This is a genomic window from Acinetobacter sp. YH16044, from assembly GCF_013417145.1.
Classification (GTDB): Bacteria; Pseudomonadota; Gammaproteobacteria; order Pseudomonadales; family Moraxellaceae; genus Acinetobacter; species Acinetobacter amyesii.
The window spans coordinates 110808-131641 of record NZ_VPEK01000003.1 but is presented as its reverse complement, the minus strand read 5'-3'; the positions used below and the strand labels follow the sequence as shown (position 1 = coordinate 131641).

The 20834-nt window shown below is 43.0% G+C and carries 16 protein-coding genes; 14 read left to right on the top strand and 2 right to left on the bottom strand.

The window, feature by feature from the left end; genetic code table 11:
- Positions 1 to 413: 413 nt before the first annotated feature.
- Positions 414 to 3245: a ribonucleoside-diphosphate reductase subunit alpha gene (locus FTV38_RS03395; RefSeq protein WP_180021341.1), complete on the bottom strand. Its 2832-nt coding sequence runs from the start codon at positions 3243 to 3245 to the stop codon at positions 414 to 416.
- 588 nt (positions 3246 to 3833) lie between these two features.
- On the opposite strand from FTV38_RS03395, the gene bfmR reads away from it, so the two are divergent.
- Both bfmR and bfmS read left to right on the top strand, forming a co-directional pair.
- Positions 3834 to 4550: a response regulator transcription factor BfmR gene (gene bfmR / locus FTV38_RS03390; RefSeq protein WP_067764711.1), complete on the top strand. Its 717-nt coding sequence runs from the start codon at positions 3834 to 3836 to the stop codon at positions 4548 to 4550.
- 45 nt (positions 4551 to 4595) lie between these two features.
- Positions 4596 to 6257, top strand: coding sequence for a sensor histidine kinase BfmS (bfmS, locus tag FTV38_RS03385; protein ID WP_180021339.1), 1662 nt, complete (start codon positions 4596 to 4598; stop codon positions 6255 to 6257).
- 93 nt (positions 6258 to 6350) lie between these two features.
- On the opposite strand, the gene FTV38_RS03380 is transcribed toward bfmS, so the two are convergent.
- On the bottom strand, positions 6351 to 6707 hold the full coding sequence (locus FTV38_RS03380) for a hypothetical protein (protein WP_168378563.1): 357 nt from the start codon (positions 6705 to 6707) through the stop codon (positions 6351 to 6353).
- Positions 6708 to 7274: 567 nt separating this feature from the next.
- On the opposite strand from FTV38_RS03380, the gene ndhC reads away from it, so the two are divergent.
- From ndhC to nuoM, 12 genes are all read left to right on the top strand, one after another.
- Positions 7275 to 7823, top strand: a complete 549-nt coding sequence (gene ndhC / locus FTV38_RS03375) for an NADH-quinone oxidoreductase subunit A (RefSeq protein WP_078191106.1) — start codon at positions 7275 to 7277, stop codon at positions 7821 to 7823.
- A 6-nt stretch (positions 7824 to 7829) separates the two neighbouring features.
- Positions 7830 to 8507: an NADH-quinone oxidoreductase subunit B family protein gene (locus FTV38_RS03370; protein WP_078191105.1), complete on the top strand. Its 678-nt coding sequence runs from the start codon at positions 7830 to 7832 to the stop codon at positions 8505 to 8507.
- Between the two features lie 87 nt (positions 8508 to 8594).
- Positions 8595 to 10382 (top strand): NADH-quinone oxidoreductase subunit C/D, encoded by a 1788-nt coding sequence (nuoC, locus tag FTV38_RS03365; protein WP_078191104.1) that lies wholly within the window; start codon positions 8595 to 8597, stop codon positions 10380 to 10382.
- Between the two features lie 14 nt (positions 10383 to 10396).
- Positions 10397 to 10906, top strand: a complete 510-nt coding sequence (gene nuoE, locus FTV38_RS03360; protein ID WP_078191103.1) for an NADH-quinone oxidoreductase subunit NuoE — start codon at positions 10397 to 10399, stop codon at positions 10904 to 10906.
- Positions 10903 to 12234, top strand: a complete 1332-nt coding sequence (gene nuoF / locus FTV38_RS03355) for an NADH-quinone oxidoreductase subunit NuoF (RefSeq protein ID WP_111884890.1) — start codon at positions 10903 to 10905, stop codon at positions 12232 to 12234. Before nuoE ends, nuoF begins: the two co-directional genes overlap by 4 nt.
- A gap of 11 nt (positions 12235 to 12245) precedes the next feature.
- Positions 12246 to 14924, top strand: a complete 2679-nt coding sequence (nuoG, locus tag FTV38_RS03350) for an NADH-quinone oxidoreductase subunit NuoG (RefSeq protein ID WP_180021337.1) — start codon at positions 12246 to 12248, stop codon at positions 14922 to 14924.
- A gap of 3 nt (positions 14925 to 14927) precedes the next feature.
- Complete coding sequence (nuoH, locus tag FTV38_RS03345; protein WP_078191100.1) at positions 14928 to 15944, top strand: NADH-quinone oxidoreductase subunit NuoH; 1017 nt, start codon at positions 14928 to 14930, stop codon at positions 15942 to 15944.
- An 18-nt stretch (positions 15945 to 15962) separates the two neighbouring features.
- Positions 15963 to 16505 carry an NADH-quinone oxidoreductase subunit NuoI gene (nuoI, locus tag FTV38_RS03340; protein ID WP_078191099.1) on the top strand — a complete coding sequence of 181 codons (543 nt, stop codon included), beginning with the start codon at positions 15963 to 15965 and terminating at the stop codon, positions 16503 to 16505.
- On the top strand, positions 16505 to 17023 hold the full coding sequence (gene nuoJ / locus FTV38_RS03335) for an NADH-quinone oxidoreductase subunit J (protein ID WP_171262661.1): 519 nt from the start codon (positions 16505 to 16507) through the stop codon (positions 17021 to 17023). The genes nuoI and nuoJ overlap by 1 nt, the downstream gene beginning before the upstream one ends.
- Positions 17023 to 17331: an NADH-quinone oxidoreductase subunit NuoK gene (gene nuoK / locus FTV38_RS03330; protein ID WP_067665227.1), complete on the top strand. Its 309-nt coding sequence runs from the start codon at positions 17023 to 17025 to the stop codon at positions 17329 to 17331. Before nuoJ ends, nuoK begins: the two co-directional genes overlap by 1 nt.
- Positions 17328 to 19217 carry an NADH-quinone oxidoreductase subunit L gene (gene nuoL, locus FTV38_RS03325; protein WP_180009861.1) on the top strand — a complete coding sequence of 630 codons (1890 nt, stop codon included), beginning with the start codon at positions 17328 to 17330 and terminating at the stop codon, positions 19215 to 19217. The genes nuoK and nuoL overlap by 4 nt, the downstream gene beginning before the upstream one ends.
- Before the next feature lies 1 nt (position 19218).
- The gene (nuoM, locus tag FTV38_RS03320; RefSeq protein WP_078191096.1) at positions 19219 to 20832 is read left to right on the top strand and encodes an NADH-quinone oxidoreductase subunit M; all 1614 of its coding nucleotides are present in this window, start codon (positions 19219 to 19221) and stop codon (positions 20830 to 20832) included.
- The last annotated feature ends 2 nt before the right edge of the window (positions 20833 to 20834 follow it).

Sequence of the window (20834 nt, the reverse complement as noted above, 5' to 3'; positions counted from 1 at the left end):
GATGTCCTACTATACGCTCAATTTGTGTAAGCAAAATTAAGTTTTGTCGATCACTGCTCTAAAAGTGTTCGGTAGAGCAAATATCCCCACTACTTATTTTGATTACGCGATTTATATGCCTTAAACCAGAAATAGGCGATCGGGACATAAAAAGTCAAAATAAAGGAAACCACCAAAGCAATAAGCCCTAACTGATAGTTATGCGTCATATGTGGCATTGAGGTTTCCTTTTTTAAGTGAATGAGTGTTAATTCTGATAAGCCTAAAAGGTTAGTATTCAATACCAACCTTTTAGAGAGTTTTTTAGTTTTTCATTGCAATAATGAGAACTATAACGATAGGTACAATAATTGTTGAAAAACCTAACACTATAGACAAAATACCTAAAACTAAATCAGGATTAACACTATTCATTATTGACAAGCCTCACAATCAGGGTTGTCAATTGAACATGCCATTGGGACTGGAGCTGCTTGACCAAAACCTTCTTCTTCAGCAGCAACTTCAGCTTTAGGTTCTTCTTTCGCAACTGCAGTTACAGGTGCTGCAACAGTAGCAGGCTTAACTGCGTTCAATGCGCCAGTGTTAATGGTTGATTTCTCAGCAGAAGTCGCACCCAATGCACGTAGGTAATAAGTGGTTTTTAGACCACGTAACCATGCCATTTTGTACGTCATATCGAGTTTCTTACCGTTTGCACCAGAGATGTAAAGGTTAAGAGACTGAGCTTGGTCGATCCATTTTTGACGACGTGATGCAGCATCAACAATCCAACGTGGCTCAACTTCGAACGCAGTCGCGAAGATTGCTTTAAGCTCTTCAGGAATACGTGCAATTTTTTGAACCGAACCTTCGAAGTGTTTCAGGTCGTTCACCATTACAGAATCCCAAAGACCGCGATCTTTTAACGCACGTACTAGGTACGGGTTGATCACTGTGAATTCACCAGAAAGGTTAGATTTCACATACAAGTTTTGGAAAGTTGGTTCGATTGACTGCGATACGCCACAAATGTTCGAAATGGTTGCAGTCGGTGCAATTGCCATCACGTTTGAGTTGCGCATACCGTCTTTTTGAACTTTAGTACGTAAAGTATCCCAGTCCAAACGTGTTGTACGGTCAACTTCGAACATACGGTCAGGACGAGCTTTTTGTACGATATCTAAAGAGTCAATTGGCAAGATACCTTGATCCCAAAGTGAACCTTTAAATGTCTCGTAAGTACCACGTTCAAGTGCCAAGTCGCTAGATGTTTGAATCGCGTAGTAAGAAATCACTTCCATAGATTCATCAGCGAACTCAACCGCAGCATCAGAACCATAAGCCAATTTCATTTCGTATAAAGCATCTTGGAAGCCCATTATACCCATACCCACTGGACGGTGTTTCAAGTTCGAGTTGCGCGCTTGTGGAACAGCGTAGTAGTTGATGTCAATTACGTTATCAAGCATACGAACAGCAGTTTTAACTGTACGAGCAAGCTTTTCACGATCTAACACACCGCCTTGAACGTGTTGTACAAGGTTGATTGAACCTAAGTTACATACTGCGATTTCATCTTCGTTAGTGTTCAGCGTAATTTCTGTACACAAGTTAGAAGAGTGAACTACACCAACGTGTTGTTGTGGTGAGCGTAAGTTACATACATCTTTGAATGTGATCCAAGGGTGACCAGTTTCAAACAACATAGACAACATTTTGCGCCATAAGTCTTTCGCACGGACTTTCTTATGTAGCATGTTGGTTTCTTTCGCAATGCCTTCGTAGTAAGCATAGCGTTCAGCAAATTCTGCACCTGTTAGGTCATGCAAATCAGGTGTTTCAGATGGTGTGAACAGTGTCCATTCAGCATCTTCGAATACACGTTGCATAAACAAGTCAGGAACCCAGTTCGCTGTGTTCATGTCATGGGTACGACGACGGTCATCACCGGTGTTCTTACGAAGTTCTAGGAATTCTTCGATGTCTAAGTGCCAAGTTTCAAGGTATGCACATACTGCACCTTTACGTTTACCACCTTGGTTTACTGCAACAGCAGTATCGTTGGCAACTTTAAGGAACGGTACAACACCTTGTGACTTACCATTCGTACCTTTGATATACGAGTTAAGCGCACGAACAGGCGTCCAGTCATTACCTAAACCACCCGCCCATTTAGACAACATTGCGTTATCACGCATTGCGCCATAAATGTTGTAAAGGTCATCTGAAATCGTTGTTAAGTAACAGCTAGACAACTGTGGACGTAAAGTACCAGAGTTAAATAGAGTCGGCGTAGATGCCATGTAATCGAAGCTAGACAATAAGTTGTAGAATTCGATTGCACGTTCTTCACGGTTGTCTTCGTTCAATGAAAGACCCATTGAAACACGCATGAAGAATAATTGTGGTAATTCGAAACGTACACCATCTGAGTGGATGAAGTAACGGTCAAATAAAGTTTGTAGACCTAAATAAGTAAATTGGTTTGAGCGTTCTGGTTGAATCGCAGCAGCCAATTTTGCAAGGTCAAAGTTAAGTAGTTCTGGAGAAAGAAGATCAAGCTCGATACCTTTCTTTAAGAAAGTTTCTAAAGCGTCGCCTTCGTTCGTGTCACTATCTAAACCTAAGAACTCTAAACCTGTAGCAACAAGGTCGTTACGCAATAAACGCGCAGTCACGTATGTATAGTTTGGTTCTTGTTCGATACGTGTACGAGTTGCCATCATCATGGTTGTTGAGATGTCTGACTCTTTTACGCCGTTATAAAGGTTTTTTACAGTCTCATCGATAATCGCTCGAACATCGATGCCTTCTAAACCTTCAGCTGCTTTGACAATATTTGCCTCAAGTGCGCCAAGATCAAGCGGTTTAAGCTGACCGTTTGAACCTGTCACTTGTAAAGTAGGGTGGTGGTGAGCACCAGTTTGTTTACGAGCTTCGGCACGTTGTTCGCGGTAAATCACGTAAGAGCGAGCAACTTTTTGCTCACCTGTACGCATAAGCGCAAGTTCAACCTGATCCTGAATTTCTTCAATATGAATGGTACCGCCAGAAGGTAAACGACGGTTAAAGGTATTCAATACCATTTCAGTTAATTGAGAGATACGGTCATGAATACGGCTGGAGTCAGCGCTTTGCTGGCCTTCAACGGCCAAGAACGCTTTACCAATCGCCACAGAGATTTTTTCTGCATCAAAAGGTGCAACGTCACCGGTGCGTTTAATCACCTGAATTTGACCAGGGGTTGAATTCGTTACGCTCATGCTAGCATAGCTCCATTTGTCATCTATTTTTATGTTAGGACCGTTTGAACTGGGCAATTTTTATGCCACAGTGTTTGAGGTTTAAACACAAGACCTAGTGGTTTAAAAATTTATTGAACACAAGATACGGGAAAATTCAGGGTATATCAATATTGACATTTTACTAAATGCTTTGAACTTTTCTGGCAGAAATCCATCTCAAAAAATCCCTATTTTTTATCTTTGTTATATATGCCTTATCCGACAAGGGCATAGCATAGCAAAGTCGAAAAAGAGTGCTTATAGATAACATTGTGGATAACTTCAGAAAGCCTAAAAAGTTGTGAATTAATCAGTCAGTTTTTATTCGATGAAAATGTATCCAAATTTATAATTGTTGCTATTGTGAGCAATAGGGCATGGAAATGATTGGTAAATACGGCTGCAAAAATGTAGCAGGTTAAAATTTATTACAAAATACGATATTGATGTATCAGTTTGGTGAATGCCATCTTGTTTACAATGTAAACGTGTGTATATTGCAAACTATGTTTAAGCGTATCTATCGGATTTCAAATAGGATACGCCCAATCAAATAAGGGGCAATCAATGAGCCAAGAAGAAAAGTTACCTAAAATTTTAATTGTTGAAGACGATGAGCGTCTTGCTCGTTTAACTCAAGAATACTTAATCCGTAACGGACTTGAAGTTGGGGTAGAACCAGACGGTAATCGTGCGATTCGCCGTATTATCGCTGAACAACCAGATATGGTATTACTCGACGTGATGCTTCCGGGTGCAGATGGTTTAACCATTTGTCGTGAAGTTCGTCCACACTACCATCAACCAATTTTAATGTTGACTGCACGTACCGAAGACATGGACCAAGTGTTGGGTCTAGAAATGGGTGCAGATGATTATGTTGCAAAACCTGTTCAACCTCGCGTTTTACTTGCGCGTATTCGTGCATTATTACGTCGTACAGATAAAGCACCAGAAGATGAGGTTGCACAGCGCATCGAATTTGATGATCTTGTAATTGATAATGGTGGTCGTTCTGTCACACTCAATAATGAGTTGGTTGACTTTACCAGTGCAGAATATGACCTTTTATGGTTGTTGGCATCTAATGCGGGTCGCATTCTTTCTCGTGAAGATATTTTTGAGCGTCTGCGTGGTATTGAATACGATGGTCAAGATCGTTCAATTGATGTGCGTATTTCACGTATTCGTCCAAAAATTGGCGATGATCCTGAAAACCCGAAACGTATTAAGACCGTACGTAGTAAAGGTTATCTATTCGTAAAAGAAACCAACGGGATTTGATGTAAAATACCGTCCCTCAGTTTGGCAAAGTAGGACACTTTTTACGTGTTTAAACACAGTATATTTTTGCGCGTCTACGCGGGACTACTGATATTAGTCTTCTTAGTCGCTACATTTGGCTATTTGCTGGTACAGATCATCAACTACCAGCGCGCGCAAGAATATCGTGAGTCGCTTACTGACGGTTTGGCTTTCATTATAAGTGAAGGTATTGCACGTCAGCCAAATGAACAACAAAAGTCAGATTGGGTGTCAGATGCATCCGATCTACTTGAGTTGCCTATTTATTATGTAAGAGCTAATCAGGTTGATTTAACCCGAGCGGAAACCAAACGTATAGAAGAGCGTAAAGCTGTAGTGCGTTGGGACGCACAAACCACAGCAGCTTATATTATTATTGGCTTAAAAGATGACCCTGCACATCTGCTGTATATTAAAGCCGATAATATTTCAGAACGCCAAATGAAGGCGTTGCCTGTCTTTATACTGGATTATTTGGTTTATTACCCTGGTCAAGAAAAACAATATCTTGAAAAAATCCAGCATCATTTTTCTTACCCAATTTCAATTCAAAATGTTCAGAGTTTGCCTTTAGATCCTGAGCAAATCGGCCGATTACGCTTAGATCACAGCATTATTTTGTATCGTGATAGTGCGACTGAGCGCGGCACGACCATTTCGATCGTATCGCCAATTCCAAGCTCAACTTCAGAAGTCTTGGTTATGGGGCCGGTACCGCTATTCAATTGGATGCCTTTCCAGTTGGCAGCAGGTATTACGCTACTGAGCTTATTTGTCTTGAGCTTGGGTGTTTATGGCCTATTGGTGCCGATGCAACGTAAGCTGCGTGCAGTAAATTATGCTTTAAATAAAATGAAGGGTGGGGACTTATCTGTACGTCTGCCTGTTGAAAGTACCGATGAATTTGGTACTTTAGCATCGAGCTATAACTCCATGTCAGATCATATTGAGCGTTTAATTGAAGCACAGCGTGAGTTGATGCGCGCGGTATCGCATGAGCTGCGAACACCTGTGGCGCGGATTCGCTTTGGTGTAGAAATGATGGCGGATGAAGATGACTATGACTACCGTCAGCAGCAAGTTGAACAAATCGACAAAGATATCGAAGCCCTCAATACCTTAATTGATGAAATCATGACTTATGCCAAGCTCGAACAAGGCATGCCATCTTTAGAGTTTGAAGATGTCAGCTTGTTTGAAGTTTTAGATCAGGTCCTGATTGAAACTGAAGCCTTAAAGACTGGGAAAACCTTGGAATTGCAAGCACCACCAATTGGAGTGGTTGTGGAAACCGAGCGTCGCTATTTACACCGTGTTGTACAAAACTTGGTGGGGAATGCAGTGCGATATTGTGATGATAAAGTGCTGATTAGTGGTGGTGTGAATGATGAAGGTATGGCTTATATCTGTGTTGAAGATGATGGCCCCGGCATTCCAGAAGAAGATCGTAAGCGTATTTTTGATGCCTTTGCACGCTTAGATGATAGTCGTACCCGTGCTTCAGGGGGCTATGGTTTAGGTTTATCGATTGTCAGCCGTATTGCTTACTGGTTTGGTGGAACAGTTGGTATTGATGAAAGTCCAACATTGGGTGGGGCGCGTTTTACCATGACATGGCCTGCGACACGTTTTAAGAAAAATAAGCCGAAGCTAGATGGTAAAGAGCTTAGTGCCAATGAAAGCTAAGCAGCTTAATAAATCTAGCTCAGCTGCATTTAGCGAATGATACATATAAAAAAGCCATTCAATTTGAATGACTTTTTTACATCAGGTTTTTATTTATTCGGTAATCGTTGCATCAGGTTCAATAATGGGTTTGCCATTTTTCAGAGCAGCAAGGGCATCTGCATTGAAATCGATGAGTAAAGAGTTGTTTTTAGCATCGATAGAATAATTGCTAATGAGTTTTTGGTCGCCATTTAGGGTTTCAAGTTTATATTCATCTGCAATATTCATAATCCCGTTAAGGTTGGTGGTTGCAGAAGCTAAATCTTGACGTAATAACTCATAGATATCACGTAAATCAAAAATGGCATTTTGAGCATCAGGATGCTTATCTAAGTAGTTTTTAATATGGTGAATCACCAATTGCGCAGATAGAAAATAATCAGGTTTATGCGTAAATTCTAAAGTCATTATTGTCTCTCCGTTGTGATTGCTTTTTGTGTTTTAACTACAAATATCACACTCTTTATAGGTCGTGTCAAAGAATTGCAAAAAAGCCACAAGAAGCTAAAAAAAGGTCTTTTTACATAGAACCAATACAGCTGGCTTTTCATTTGAAGAAAAGATCAAAAGCAAAAGAAGTGAATAAAGAAACAACAAAGTTGAGGTGGGGGAGTATTTATTTAATAAATGACACAGTTGATAAAAATACGCCAATTTGAATGTGTATGCTGAGAAATGAAGGGTTTGTTGATGAAACTGAACAGTCATAATTTTCTGATAAAATCACATAAATGTAATAATTAATAAAAAAATGCAATCTAATCTAATTAAGCGATTAATCCTAATTTTAAGGGAGTAAACCCAATTTAAATGCTGAAATGATTAAAAAATCATCCTAAAGACGAATACCGATAAGCTAGCAAGAAGCCTCCTCAATCAGGTACAATTGGCGGGATTAATTTTGTGTTTGGTGTATTTGAAGGCCAATACATACATTCTTTGTTAATAAATAGGCCTGCCAGGAGTTATCCCCGCATGAGTGCCATTACTCCATACGATTGGGCAATTATTGCCTTCGTGATCGGCGTTACATTCCTTTGCGTCTTTATGCTGACCGTCCCTTTACTCCTTGGGGGTAAATCATGGGGTCGTGCTAAGCAAGAGCAGTTTGAGTCAGGTGTAGTAGGTGCTGGTGGTGCACGTATTCGCTTGTCTGCGAAATTCTATTTAGTTGCAATTTTCTTCGTCGTGTTTGATATCGAAGCACTTTATCTATATGCATGGTCTACTTCTGTTCGGGAAGCAGGCTGGTTTGGTTTTACTACCGTGGTTATTTTTGTGGTCGATTTATTGATTGCTTTAATTTACGCGGTAAAAGTAGGTGCATTAGATTGGGCGCCTTCTGATAAGCGTAAAGCTGCAGGTAAAGCGTTGAAAATTGGTTCACCAAATATGGACATCGCAGAAATCACACGCTTTAACTCTATTGAAGAGTTGGTTATGGACCCTACAGGTCAAATTCCAGCGCAATCATCTGGTCGTGTGAAATCTAAGTCACCGACTGCATCATCTGACAAGGAGTAAGACGGGATGAAATATACATTAACCCGTGCGAATCCGGATGCTGATCAATATCCACTTCAAGAGCGTCAAATCGTTACCGATCCGCTTGAAGAAGAAGTGAATAAAAATGTGTTCATGACTCGTTTAGAGGATGTTGCACATACAGCAGTAAACTGGGGTCGTAAAAACTCAGTTTGGCCGTTCAACTTTGGTACATCTTGCTGCTACGTAGAGTATGCAACGACTTTAACAGGCGTGCATGACTTGTCACGTTTCGGTGCCGAGGTTATTCGTGCTTCACCACGTCAGGCTGACTTGATGATTGTTGCAGGTACATGCTTCATGAAAATGGCGCCTGTAATTCAACGTTTGTACGAGCAAATGCTTGAGCCTAAATGGGTAATCTCAATGGGCGCATGTGCAAACTCTGGTGGTATGTACGACATTTATTCAGTTGTACAAGGTGTGGATAAAATCATCCCTGTCGATGTGTATATCCCGGGTTGCCCACCACGTCCTGAAGCTTTAATTCAGGCATTGATGTTATTGCAAGACCAGATTCAACTTGAGCGCCGTCCTTTATCGGCCGTGATTGGTGATGATCTTAAGCCAGTGTATAAGCCAAAGATGATGCCAGAACGTGACCGTAAGAACGCACAGCGTATTGCAGTGAAAAACTTACGCTCAATGGATGAAATTAAATAATCTCTGCGACGAAATATTGATACACCCGGACTGGGTGTAATTGTCGTTTTGATTGACTGAATTTGTATTAAATAGGAAGCCAAGCCAATGGCTGAAACTGACATTGCTATGCCAGAATCAACTCCAGTTGATTCCCGCCCTGCATTTGCAATTGTAGAAGAGCTCAAAACCAAATTTGGTGAGAACTTCTACGTGCAAACGACTTTTGAAGACTTTCCAACAGTCTGGGTTGAGCGCGCACGTGTACAAGAAGTTTTAATGTTCTTGCGTACGGTGTCACGTCCATACGTGATGCTGTTTGACTTGTCTGCGGTTGATGAGCGTTTACGTACACACCGCGATGGTCTGCCTGCATCTGACTTCACTGTGTTCTATCACTTGTTATCGTTAGAGCGTAACAGTGATATTCGTATCAAAGTTGCATTAGCTGAGAATGATGTAAACATTCCAACGGCAACCAACATTTGGCCGAATGCCAACTGGTACGAACGTGAAGCTTACGACATGTTTGGTATCAACTTCGAAGGGCATCCAATGCTCCGTCGTATTTTGTTGCCAACCTATTGGGAAGGTCACCCGTTACGTAAAGAATATTCTGCACGTGCGACCGAATACACGCCTTATCGCCAAAACCAAGCGAAACAGGATTACGAACAAGAACATCTTCGTTTCGTACCTGAAGATTGGGGTATGAAGCGTGGGAACGATGATGAAGACTTCATGTTCCTAAACTTGGGTCCTAACCATCCATCTGCGCACGGTGCCTTCCGTGTGATCTTGCAGTTGGACGGTGAAGAAGTGAAAGACTGTGTACCTGACATTGGCTATCACCACCGTGGTGTGGAAAAAATGGCTGAGCGTCAAACATGGCACTCATTCATTCCGTATACAGACCGTGTTGACTACTTAGGTGGTTGTGCGCAAAACATGCCTTACGTTCTTGGCGTAGAGCAAATGGCAGGGATTACGGTTCCTGATCGTGCACAATGTATCCGTGTCATGATGTCTGAATTGTTCCGTATCAATAACCACTTATTGTTCATTGGTACTGCGATTCAGGATGCCGGCGGTATGACCCCAGTATTCTATATGTTCGCTGACCGTCAAAAAATCTATGACGCGATCGAAGCGATCACGGGTTACCGTATGCACCCAGCATGGTTCCGTATCGGTGGTACAGCGCACGACTTGCCAAACAACTGGCAGCACCTCATTCGCGAAATCCTAGATTGGATGCCGAAGCGTATGAACGAGTACTACACTGCGGCACTGAAAAACTCAGTGTTTATCGGTCGTACCCGTAATGTTGCTCAGTATGATGCAAAATCAGCATTGGCTTGGGGTGTAACAGGTACAGGTCTACGTGCTACAGGTATTGATTTCGACGTTCGTAAATACCGTCCTTATAGCGGCTACGAAAACTACGACTTTGATGTGCCTTTAGAGTACGAAGGCGATGCTTATGCACGTGTTCTTGTTCACTTCCGTGAAATTGAAGAATCGCTGAAAATCATCAAGCAATGTTTAGACAACATGCCTTCTGGTGCATACAAAGCAGACCATCCATTGGCTGTTCCACCACCAAAAGATAAAACTTTACAAGACATCGAAACATTGATTACGCACTTCTTGAGCGTGTCATGGGGTCCTGTAATGCCAGCAGGCGAAAGCTCTGTAATGGCGGAAGTGGTAAAAGGTGCGTCGAACTACTACTTGACTTCAGACAAGTCAACGATGAGTTACCGTACACGTATCCGTACACCAACCTTCACGCACTTACAGCAAATGCCTTCTGTGATTAACGGCAGCTTAATGTCTGACTTAATCATTTATTTAGCGACAATTGACGTCGTAATGGCTGACGTGGATCGCTAAGGGGTAATCGCATTATGATGATTTTGACTGACAAAAAACCACGTGTGAACGTTGAAGGGATTTTAACTGCGGAAGAAATCCACGATATCGAACATCACATTGGTCACTATCCGTACCCACGCGCAGCATGTCTTGATGCGTTGAAGTGTGTACAACGCCGTAATGGCTGGGTAGATGATGCACAGATGAATGCTATTGCTCAATTGCTTAGCATGAGCCTTGCAGACCTAGAAGGTGTTGCTACTTTCTATAACCGTATTTACCGTCAACCAGTTGGCCGCCACGTAATTTTATTATGTGACTCGATTGCTTGTTTTTTGATGGGTGCGGAAACACTTGCTGAAGCATTCCAGCGTGAATTAGGCATTTCATTTGGTCAAACGACTGCAGATGGTCGCTTTACTTTATTGCCAATTTGCTGCCTAGGTAACTGTGACAAAGGTCCGACGTTAATGATTGACGAAGACACTCACGGTCTAGTTGAAGTGACTTCAATTAAACAGTTATTGGAGAAGTATGTATGAATACTGAACCAAAACCAATTTATGGCGACGGTAACCCAGAAACTCACCCATTAACTTGGCGTTTGAGCAAACAGGAACACGTTCGTAGTGCAGATGATTACGAAGCACTCGAAGGTTATGCAGGCTTTAAGAAAGCTGTTGGCATGCAACCGAAAGAAGTTCTTGAAGTAATCAAAGCTGCGACTGTAAAAGGTCGTGGTGGTGCGGGCTTCCCAGCAGGGATCAAATGGTCGCTTATGGCGCCAAATGATAACTCAGGTCCTCGTTACCTCATCTGTAATGCCGATGAAATGGAACCAGGTACCTTTAAAGACCGTCTGTTGATGGAAAAACTTCCTCATCAGTTGATCGAAGGTATGTTGATTGCTGCTTATACATTAGAAGCAACACAGGGTTATATCTTCATCCGCGGTGAATACATCGAAGCGGCTCAATACTTAAATGAAGCATTGGACCAAATTCGTGCCAAAGGTTACTTGGGTGAAAACATCTTAGGTACAGGTTGGAACTTCGAGTTACACGTGCATACTGGTGCGGGTCGTTATATCTGTGGTGAAGAAACTGCATTGATTAACTCGCTTGAAGGTCGCCGTGCGAACCCTCGTACTAAACCGCCATTCCCACAAGTTGCAGGTGCTTGGGGTCGTCCTACGATTGTTAACAACGTAGAGACTTACAACAACTTACCCGCAATTATGCTTCGTGGTCCTGAATGGTATATCGGTTTATCTGAAGGTAAGTCGAAAGATCCAGGTACTAAAATTTATGGCGCTTCAGGCAAAGTAAAATTCCCAGGTCTTTGGGAGCTTCCATTTGGTACAACTGCGCGTGAAGTGATTGAAGATCATGCGGGTGGTATGCGTGATGGTTTAAAACTCAAAGCATGGTTACCGGGTGGTGCTTCTACAGACTTCCTTGCTGCTGAACATATTGACCTTCCTATGGATGCTGAAAGCATCATGAAAGCAGGTTCACGTTTAGGTACGTGTTTGCTCATGGTAGTCGATGAAACTCAGTGTATGGTTTCTGCGACACGTAACTTAGAAGAATTCTTTGCGCGTGAATCTTGCGGTTGGTGTACACCATGCCGTGATGGCTTACCTTGGGCGGTTAAAGCGCTTAAAGCCTTGGAAGATGGCACAGGTAAGAAAGAAGATATCGATCACTTACAAGAACTTACTCGTAAGCTTTGGATTGGTAAAACTTTCTGTGCGCATGCTCCAGGTGCGATGGAACCGTTAATGGGCGCACTCAAACATTTCCGTGGCGAGTTTGAAGCTAAAGTCGTAAATGCGGCAGCTCAAACTAGCAACGTAGAACAAGCTTAAGGAATTCGACTATGGCTACAATTCATGTCGATGGAAAATCGTATGAAGTCAACGGCTCAGAGAACTTGCTACAAGCATGTCTTAGCCTTGGCATCGACATCCCATACTTTTGTTGGCATCCATCCTTAGGTTCTGTCGGTTCTTGCCGTCAATGTGCTGTGACTCAATACGCGAATCCTGAAGATACTCGCGGTCGTTTAGTTATGTCATGTATGACGCCTGCATCTGACAATACCTACATCTCGATTGAAGATGACGAAGCAAAAAATTTCCGTGCTTCTGTTGTTGAATTCTTGATGACCAACCACCCACACGACTGTCCAGTGTGTGAAGAGGGTGGTCACTGTCATTTACAAGATATGACTGTAATGACTCAGCATGACCGTCGTCGTTACCGCTTCACAAAACGTACGCATTACAACCAAGAGCTAGGCTCTTTCATTTCTCATGAAATGAACCGTTGTATTGCGTGCTACCGTTGTGTGCGTTACTACAAAGATTATGCAGGTGGTACAGACTTTGGTGTGTATGCAAACGCTTCGCGTGTTTACTTTGGTCGTCCAGAATCAGGTACTTTAGAATCTGAATTCTCTGGTAACTTGACTGAAGTGTGCCCAACAGGTGTATTCACAGATAAAACTCACTCTGAACGCTATAACCGTAAATGGGACATGCAGTATGCGCCAAGCGTATGCCAAGGCTGTTCTTCAGGTTGTAACATCTCTCCAGGTGAACGTTATGGCGAACTACGTCGTGTAGAAAACCGCTTTAACGGTGACGTGAACCAATACTTCCTTTGCGATAAAGGTCGTTTCGGTACAGGTTATGTGAACCGTGAAGATCGTCCACGTCAACCACAATTCCGTTCTGGTGCAAATGTAACTACAGTTTCTGTAGACCAAGCATTGGATACCGTAATTGAAAATATCCAAGGCAAAAAAGTATTGGGTATCGGTTCACCACGTGCATCACTTGAATCAAACTTCGCGCTTCGCGAACTTGTAGGTCAAGACAACTTCTCAACGGGTATGTCTCAAAAAGAGCAAAAACTTGTTGAACTTGCAGCTTCTATTATGCAAACCGAAGGTGTTTATAACCCTGGTATGCGTGAAATCGAAAGCTACGATGCTGTGTTGATTTTGGGTGAAGATCTGACTCAAACTGCGCCTCGTATGGCTCTATCTGTTCGCCAAGCTGCGAAAAATAAAGCTAAAGAAATGGCTGCAGAGCGCCGTACGCAAGAGTGGTTGGCTGAACCTGTACAACGTATTGCTCAAGATGCCAAATCTCCGATTTACATCCTTGCTGCAACTCAAACACGTTTAGCTGATGTTGCAACAGGTGAAGTTGTTGCATCACCTAACGACATTGCACGTTTAGGTTTTGCGGTCGCTGCTGCTGTCAAAGGTGAAGTGATCTTAGGTTTGGATGACGATGCAAAAGCATTTGCACAAACCATTGCTGACACTTTAAAAGCTGCGAAAAAACCATTAATCATCTCTGGTACAAGCTTGCAAGACGCATCAATCATGGAAGCTGCTGCACAAGTTGCACAGAACCTTGGTAATGCGGGCTTAACATTGACTGTTCCTGAAGTGAACTCAATGGGCTTAGCGATCTTTGGTGGTCAAAGCTTAGAACAAGCATTTGCACAAGATTACGATACCGTGATCGTGGTGGAAAATGACCTTTATCGTCGTTTACCAGCCGCTCAGGTGAATGCTGCACTTTCTGGTAAAGAAGTGATTGTACTTGATCATTCTGAAACTGAAACTGTGAAGAAAGCCAACATCGTACTTTCTGCTGCTTCATTTGCTGAAGGTGACGGTACTGTTGTCTCTCAAGAAGGCCGTGCACAACGTTTCTACCAAGTGTATGACCCAAGCTACTACAAACCAGAACTTGCGATCAAAGAATCTTGGCGCTGGTTACATGCCATTGAAACTGGCGTGAAAGGCAAAGCCATTTCTTGGACACTTCTTGATGACGTGATCGAGTCAGTGGCGAAAAACGTTCCTGCACTTGAAGCGATTCAAGAAGTAGCACCAGATGCTGGCTTCCGTGTACATGGTCTGAAAGTGGCACGTGAACCACGTCGTTACTCAGGTCGTACGGCAATGCGCGCACCACTTTCTATTCATGAACCAAAACAACCAGTCGATAAAGACTCTGCGTTGACGTTCTCTATGGAAGGTTATGTAGGTAACCAAACTCCAGCTTCACTTGTACCATTTGCTTGGTCTGCGGGTTGGAACTCTCCACAAGCTTGGAACAAATTCCAAGACAACGTGGGTGGTCACTTAAAAGGTGGTGATGCAGGCGTTCGTTTATTCGATCGTTTAGCGAAACGTCCAGCACGTACATTCGTTGCACCTGCACCTGTTGCGGTTAATGGTGAGAGCTTCCGTCTTGTACCGATGCATCACATCTTCGCTTCTGGTGAATTTACAGTGAAAACACCTGCGATGGAATCACGTATTCCTGAAGCAATGTTTGCTGTGGGTGAACAAGATGCAGCACGCTTAAATATTCAAGATGGTCAACGTATCGCTGTGAAAGCAGGGGATGCTGAAATCGTCCTTCCAGTTCAAGTGATTGAATACTTACCTACAGGTTATATCGGTTACCCAGTGGGTCTAGCACCTACAGTATCGCTTGCAGAACCTGTTTCAGTCGCGGTAGGAGTGTAATTCATGGAACAAGAATTAATCCGTCAAACGCCGCTGTGGGCTGAAAACTGGCCAATCGCCTATTCAGTTCTTCAAGCAATTGTGATCTTACTGGTTGTGGTATTGATCGCTGCGTTGATGTCTTTTATTGAACGTCGTTTACTCGGCTTGTGGCAAGACCGTTACGGTCCGAACCGTGTAGGTCCGGGCGGTATGTTCCAGATTGTTGCCGACATGCTGAAAATCATGTTCAAAGAAGACTGGACACCAAAATTTGCTGACAAATTGACTTTCCGTATGGCTCCAGCAGTTGCGATGGCAACTGCGGTGCTATCGTTCATGGTTATTCCTGTTTCACCTTATCTAGGTGTTTCAGACATGAGCATCGGTCTATTGTTCTTCATGGCAATGGCTGGTATTGCGGTATACGCAGTATTGTTCGGTGGTTGGTCATCAAATAACAAATACGCATTACTTGGTGGTTTACGTTCTGCTGCTCAAACCATTTCTTATGAAGTGTTCTTGGGTATTTCACTGATGGGTGTGGTTGCGATTGCAGGCTCATTCAACATGCGTGAAATTGTTGAAGCTCAACGTGATGTTTGGTTTGTTATTCCTCAGTTCTTAGGTTTCTTGATCTTCGTGGTTGCGGGTGTTGCGGTAACTCACCGTCATCCATTTGACCAACCAGAAGCAGAACAAGAATTGGCGGAAGGTTACCATGTCGAATACGGCGGTATGAAATGGGGTATGTTCTTCGTTGCGGAATACGTCAACGTCGTACTGATCTCTGCATTAATCGTGACTTTATTCTTCGGTGGTTGGTTAGCGCCTTTCAACCTAGATATTCCATTCATTCCAGCTGCGTTCTGGTTCATTATTAAAACAGCATTCTTTGTCATGATGTTTGTCTTGGCTCGTGGTTCTTTAATGCGTCCACGTTATGACCAAGTCATGAACTTTGGTTGGAAAATTTGCTTGCCATTGGCGTTGGTTAACCTTCTGGTAACTGGTGCTGTGATTCTGATGAATCAGGCCTAAGACAGCAGGGAGAATAAAATGTTTAAATTTCTAGCTGGATTTGGGTCAATTGTACGTTCGTTGTGGATGGTATTCTCACACGCGACACGTAAACGTGACACCATTTTATATCCAGAGGTTAAAGCGGAAGACATCGTACCACCACGTTTCCGTGGTCGTATCGTGTTAACGCGTGACCCTGATGGTGAAGAGCGCTGCGTTGCATGTAACCTTTGTGCGGTTGCATGTCCAGTCGGCTGTATTTCACTACAAAAAGCTGAAAAAGAAGATGGTCGTTGGTATCCGGAATTTTTCCGTATCAACTTCTCACGTTGTATTTTCTGCGGTATGTGTGAAGAAGCATGTCCTACGACTGCGATTCAAATGACACCTGACTTTGAGTTAGGTGAGTATGTTCGTCAGGACTTAGTATATGAGAAAGAAAACCTTCTTATCTCAGGTCCTGGTAAATACCCAGACTATAACTTCTACCGCGTAACAGGTATGGCTGTTGCTGGTAAAGATAAAGGTCAGGCTCAACGCGAAAGCACACCAGTTGATGTACGGAGTCTATTACCATGATGTGGCCATTTTATTTGATGGCGCTTGTGGCCATCGTCTCTACCGTTCGTGTTGTAACTAACACGAACCCAGTACACGCTTTATTAAGCTTGATTATCTCTTTACTTGCAGTTGCAGGTATCTTCATGATCGTGGGTGCGCCGTTTGCCGGTGCCCTCGAAATTATCGTTTACGCTGGCGCAATCATGGTGCTATTCGTATTCGTCGTGATGATGCTGAATCTTGGTCAAAATACAGTTGAACAAGAAAGCAAATGGCTGACTTCTTCAGCGTGGGCATATCCTGCGTTGATGAGCTTTCTAATGGGTCTAATCCTTGTTTGGATGTTGAAGTCAGACTACACAACTGCAGGCACTGTCATGGGTGCTCAAGTTGTCGGTCCGAAAGAAGTGGGTACTTCACTCTTTACTCAGTACTTATTGCTGGTTGAAGTTGCTGCGATGTTATTGCTTGGCGCACTTGTCGCTGCATTCCATCTTGGCAAACGTGAGCCAGGTGCAGAAGAGGACAAAGAATAATGGGCAACATCCCTTTAGAACATGGTTTGATCGTTGCAACCATTCTTTTTGCACTGGGTTTTTACGGTGTGATGGTTCGACGCAACCTACTATTTATTTTAATGAGCCTTGAAATCATGATGAACGCTGCTGCTTTAGCGTTCGTTTTGGCAGGAAGCGCATGGGCACAGCCAGATGGTCAAGTGATGTTTATCTTGATCTTAACGCTTGCTGCAGCAGAGGCGTGTATCGGTCTTGCGATCGTCCTTCAGTTCTATCATCGCTTCCATCATCTGGATGTGGATGCTGCTAGTGAGATGCGCGGATGAGTTATTTATATTTAACAGTACTTTTCCCGCTAATTGGTTTTATCCTGTTGGCGGCAGGTCGTAAAAATCTTCCTGAATCAGTTGCTGCAATTATTGGTGCAGGTTCAGTTGGTCTTTCAGCTTTATTTGCATTAATTGCCGGTATCGATTTTGTTAATAATGGTTCAGTTGCAACAACTCAGCATCTTTGGACTTGGTTCAGTGCAGGTAACTTAGCACCGGGCTTCACGCTTCATTTAGATGGCTTATCATTATTGATGATGGGCATGATCACAGGTGTGGGTTTCTTAATTCACATCTTTGCAACATGGTACATGCGTGGCGAAGAAGACTTTGCACGTTTCTTCTCATACTTCAACCTATTCGTAGCAAGCATGCTGCTTTTAGTGTTGGGTGACAACTTAGCGTTGTTATTCCTCGGTTGGGAAGGTGTAGGTCTATGTTCATACCTATTGATTGGTTACTACTACCAAACACCTGCAAACGGTTTTGCTGCAATTAAAGCATTCACTGTGACACGTGTGGGTGACGTATTCTTACTGATTGCATTGTTCTTGATCTACCAACAATTCGGCACTTTAAACATTGCAGAAGTTGTAGCTGCTGCGCCAACAGTTTTGGTTCAGAGTTCTTCAATTGCGATTTGGACTGCATTGATGTTGTTCTTGGGTGCTGCAGGTAAATCTGCTCAGATCCCATTACAAACATGGTTGGCAGATGCGATGGCTGGTCCTACACCAGTATCTGCATTGATCCACGCAGCAACAATGGTAACAGCAGGTGTTTACCTATGTAGCCGTATGTTCAGCGTGTTTGAACAAGCGCCAGAAGTGATGATGTTCATCTCAATCACAGGTGCGGTAACATTGTTGGTTGCGGGCTTTGCTGCATTGGTACAAACAGACATCAAACGTATTCTTGCTTACTCTACTATGAGTCAGTTGGGTTATATGTTTATGGCTGTAGGTGCTGAAGCTTACCAAGCCGGTCTATTCCACATGCTGACTCACGCATTCTTCAAGGCATTATTATTCTTGTCTTCTGGTGCTGTGATTTTGGCTTACCATCATGAACAAAACATCTTCAAGATGGGTGGTCTATTCCACAAAAACAAATTCTTGTTTGCTTGTTTCGCGATTGGTGGCGGTGCATTGGCAGCGATTCCATTCATCACTATCGGCTTCTTCTCGAAAGATGCGATTCTTGGTGCGGTATGGGTGAAAGGTCAAGCGATTGCAGTTTATGACTGCTTGTACTGGACTGGCGTAGCAGGTGCGTTCTTAACTTCAATTTATACATTCCGTCTTATTTGGGTTGTATTCTTTGGTAAAGAAAACACGCCTTACCATGAAATCAAAGGTGTTACTTACTGGGGTCCATTGGCGATTCTTGCAGTGCTTTCAACTGGTTTAGCTTATGTCTTAAAAGCACCAGTAACGAATATTTTAAATGCTGCACAAATCCCAGCATTTAATATTCCAGAAGCACTAGAACACGGTATGCATAGCGCTGAATACACAGCTGTTGGTATTGCACTTGCGGGTCTTGCAGTAGGTGTGGTGTTATTTGCCTTTGCTTATGGTGCAGTGAAATCGTTCGCGAAAACTTCACTGGGCGCGGGTCTTGCAAATATCTGTCGTAATGCACTTGGTTTCGATGCTTTGTACAACATTGTTTTCGTTAAGCCTTATTTGCTACTGGCTAAAATCTTTGGTCGTGATCCAATTGACGGCTTATGGCTTGTATTGCCTGCACTTGTTAAAGGCGGTAATAGCTTTACAAGTTCACGTCAAACAGGTTCATTGCGTGAATACGCATCTAGTATGGCATTCGGTACGTTTGCATTACTATTGATCCTGGTCGTGATTCAGGTCGTGGGGAAATAAAATGGAAACTCCAAACAATTTAATTCTACCCGCTCTGATCCTTATTCCGTTCATTGCAGGTTTTGTATGCTGGCTTGTCGATAAACTCGACAAGCACTTACCACGCTATATTGCCTTAATTGGTATGCTATTAACGTTGGTGTTAACCGTCGTTTTATGGCAAAGCGGTACTTATAACTACGAGTTGGGTACGCAAGCTCCACAGTGGGCTGCTCAATTTAACCTACCGTGGATTACCACTTTAGGGATTAACATTCACCTTGCGGTGGATGGTCTTTCACTGCTTATGGTGGGTTTAACTGCATTACTGGGTGTACTTGCAGTTGGCTGTTCATGGGGTGAGATTCAAAAGAACGTTGGTTTCTTCCACTTAAACCTACTGTGGTCTTTAGGTGGTGTGATCGGTGTATTCTTAGCAATTGACATGTTCCTATTCTTCTTCTTCTGGGAGATGATGCTGGTACCAATCTACTTCTTGATCGCACTTTGGGGTCATAAAGGGGCAGAAGGTAAGTCACGCGTTTACGCTGCAACTAAATTCTTTATCTATACTCAGGTTGCGGGTCTGATCATGTTGATCGGTATCTTGGGTCTAGTGGTTGTTGGCTTCCAACTTCACGGTCAAATCAGCTTTAACTATGACTTCTTGATGAGTGTTGCACACACTGTTGAGGCGAAAGCTCCAGCACTTGCGTATGCATTCATGATCTGTATGTTCATTGGTTTTGCGGTAAAACTTCCAGTTTTCCCTTTACACGGCTGGTTACCAGATGCACATGCGCAAGCACCTACAGCGGGTTCTGTCGACCTTGCAGGTATCTTGATTAAAACTGCGGCTTATGGTCTTTTACGTTTCGTTATTCCATTCTTCCCAGTAGCATCTGCTCAGTTTGCTGACATCGCGATCATTCTTGGTCTAATCGGTATTTTCTACGGTGCATGGTGTGCATTCCAACAAACAGACATGAAACGTCTGCTTGCGTACACATCTATTTCGCACATGGGCTTCGTACTTCTTGCTTTGTATGCAGGTAACATCCTGACATTCCAAGGCTTAATGATTATGATGCTGGCTCACGGTCTATCTTCTGCTGCATTGTTCATTATGTGTGGTCAGGTTTACGAACGTCTGCATACACGTGACATGCGTTTAATGGGCGGTATCCGTGGTCAGTTCCAATACCTTTCATTCTTCTTAATGTTCTTTGTTGCGGCACTTGTAGGTATTCCAGGTCTAGGTAACTTCATCGGTGAATTCCTAATCTTGATGGGTTCTTATGACAAGTTCCCTGTGTACACAATCCTTGCTGCAGTAAGCTTAGTATTTGCCGGTCTTTACGGTTTAATCCTGATCCACAAAGCATTGTTCGGTACACCAAACGAAGAACAAAAACAGCATTACGCAAATCCGTTGAAAGACTTAAATGCGCGTGAAGTTGTGATTCTTTTAATCTGTGCTCTTGGTCTAGTATGGCTTGGTCTATTCCCACAAACCTTCCTTGATATTTCAAATTCAAGCATGGCGTGGATTGCAAATAGCTATATCCCAGTTCAAGAAGTCGTTGATGTTGTGCAGCAGATTGCTGTACAACCTGAAAATGTGGAGATGCAATAAGC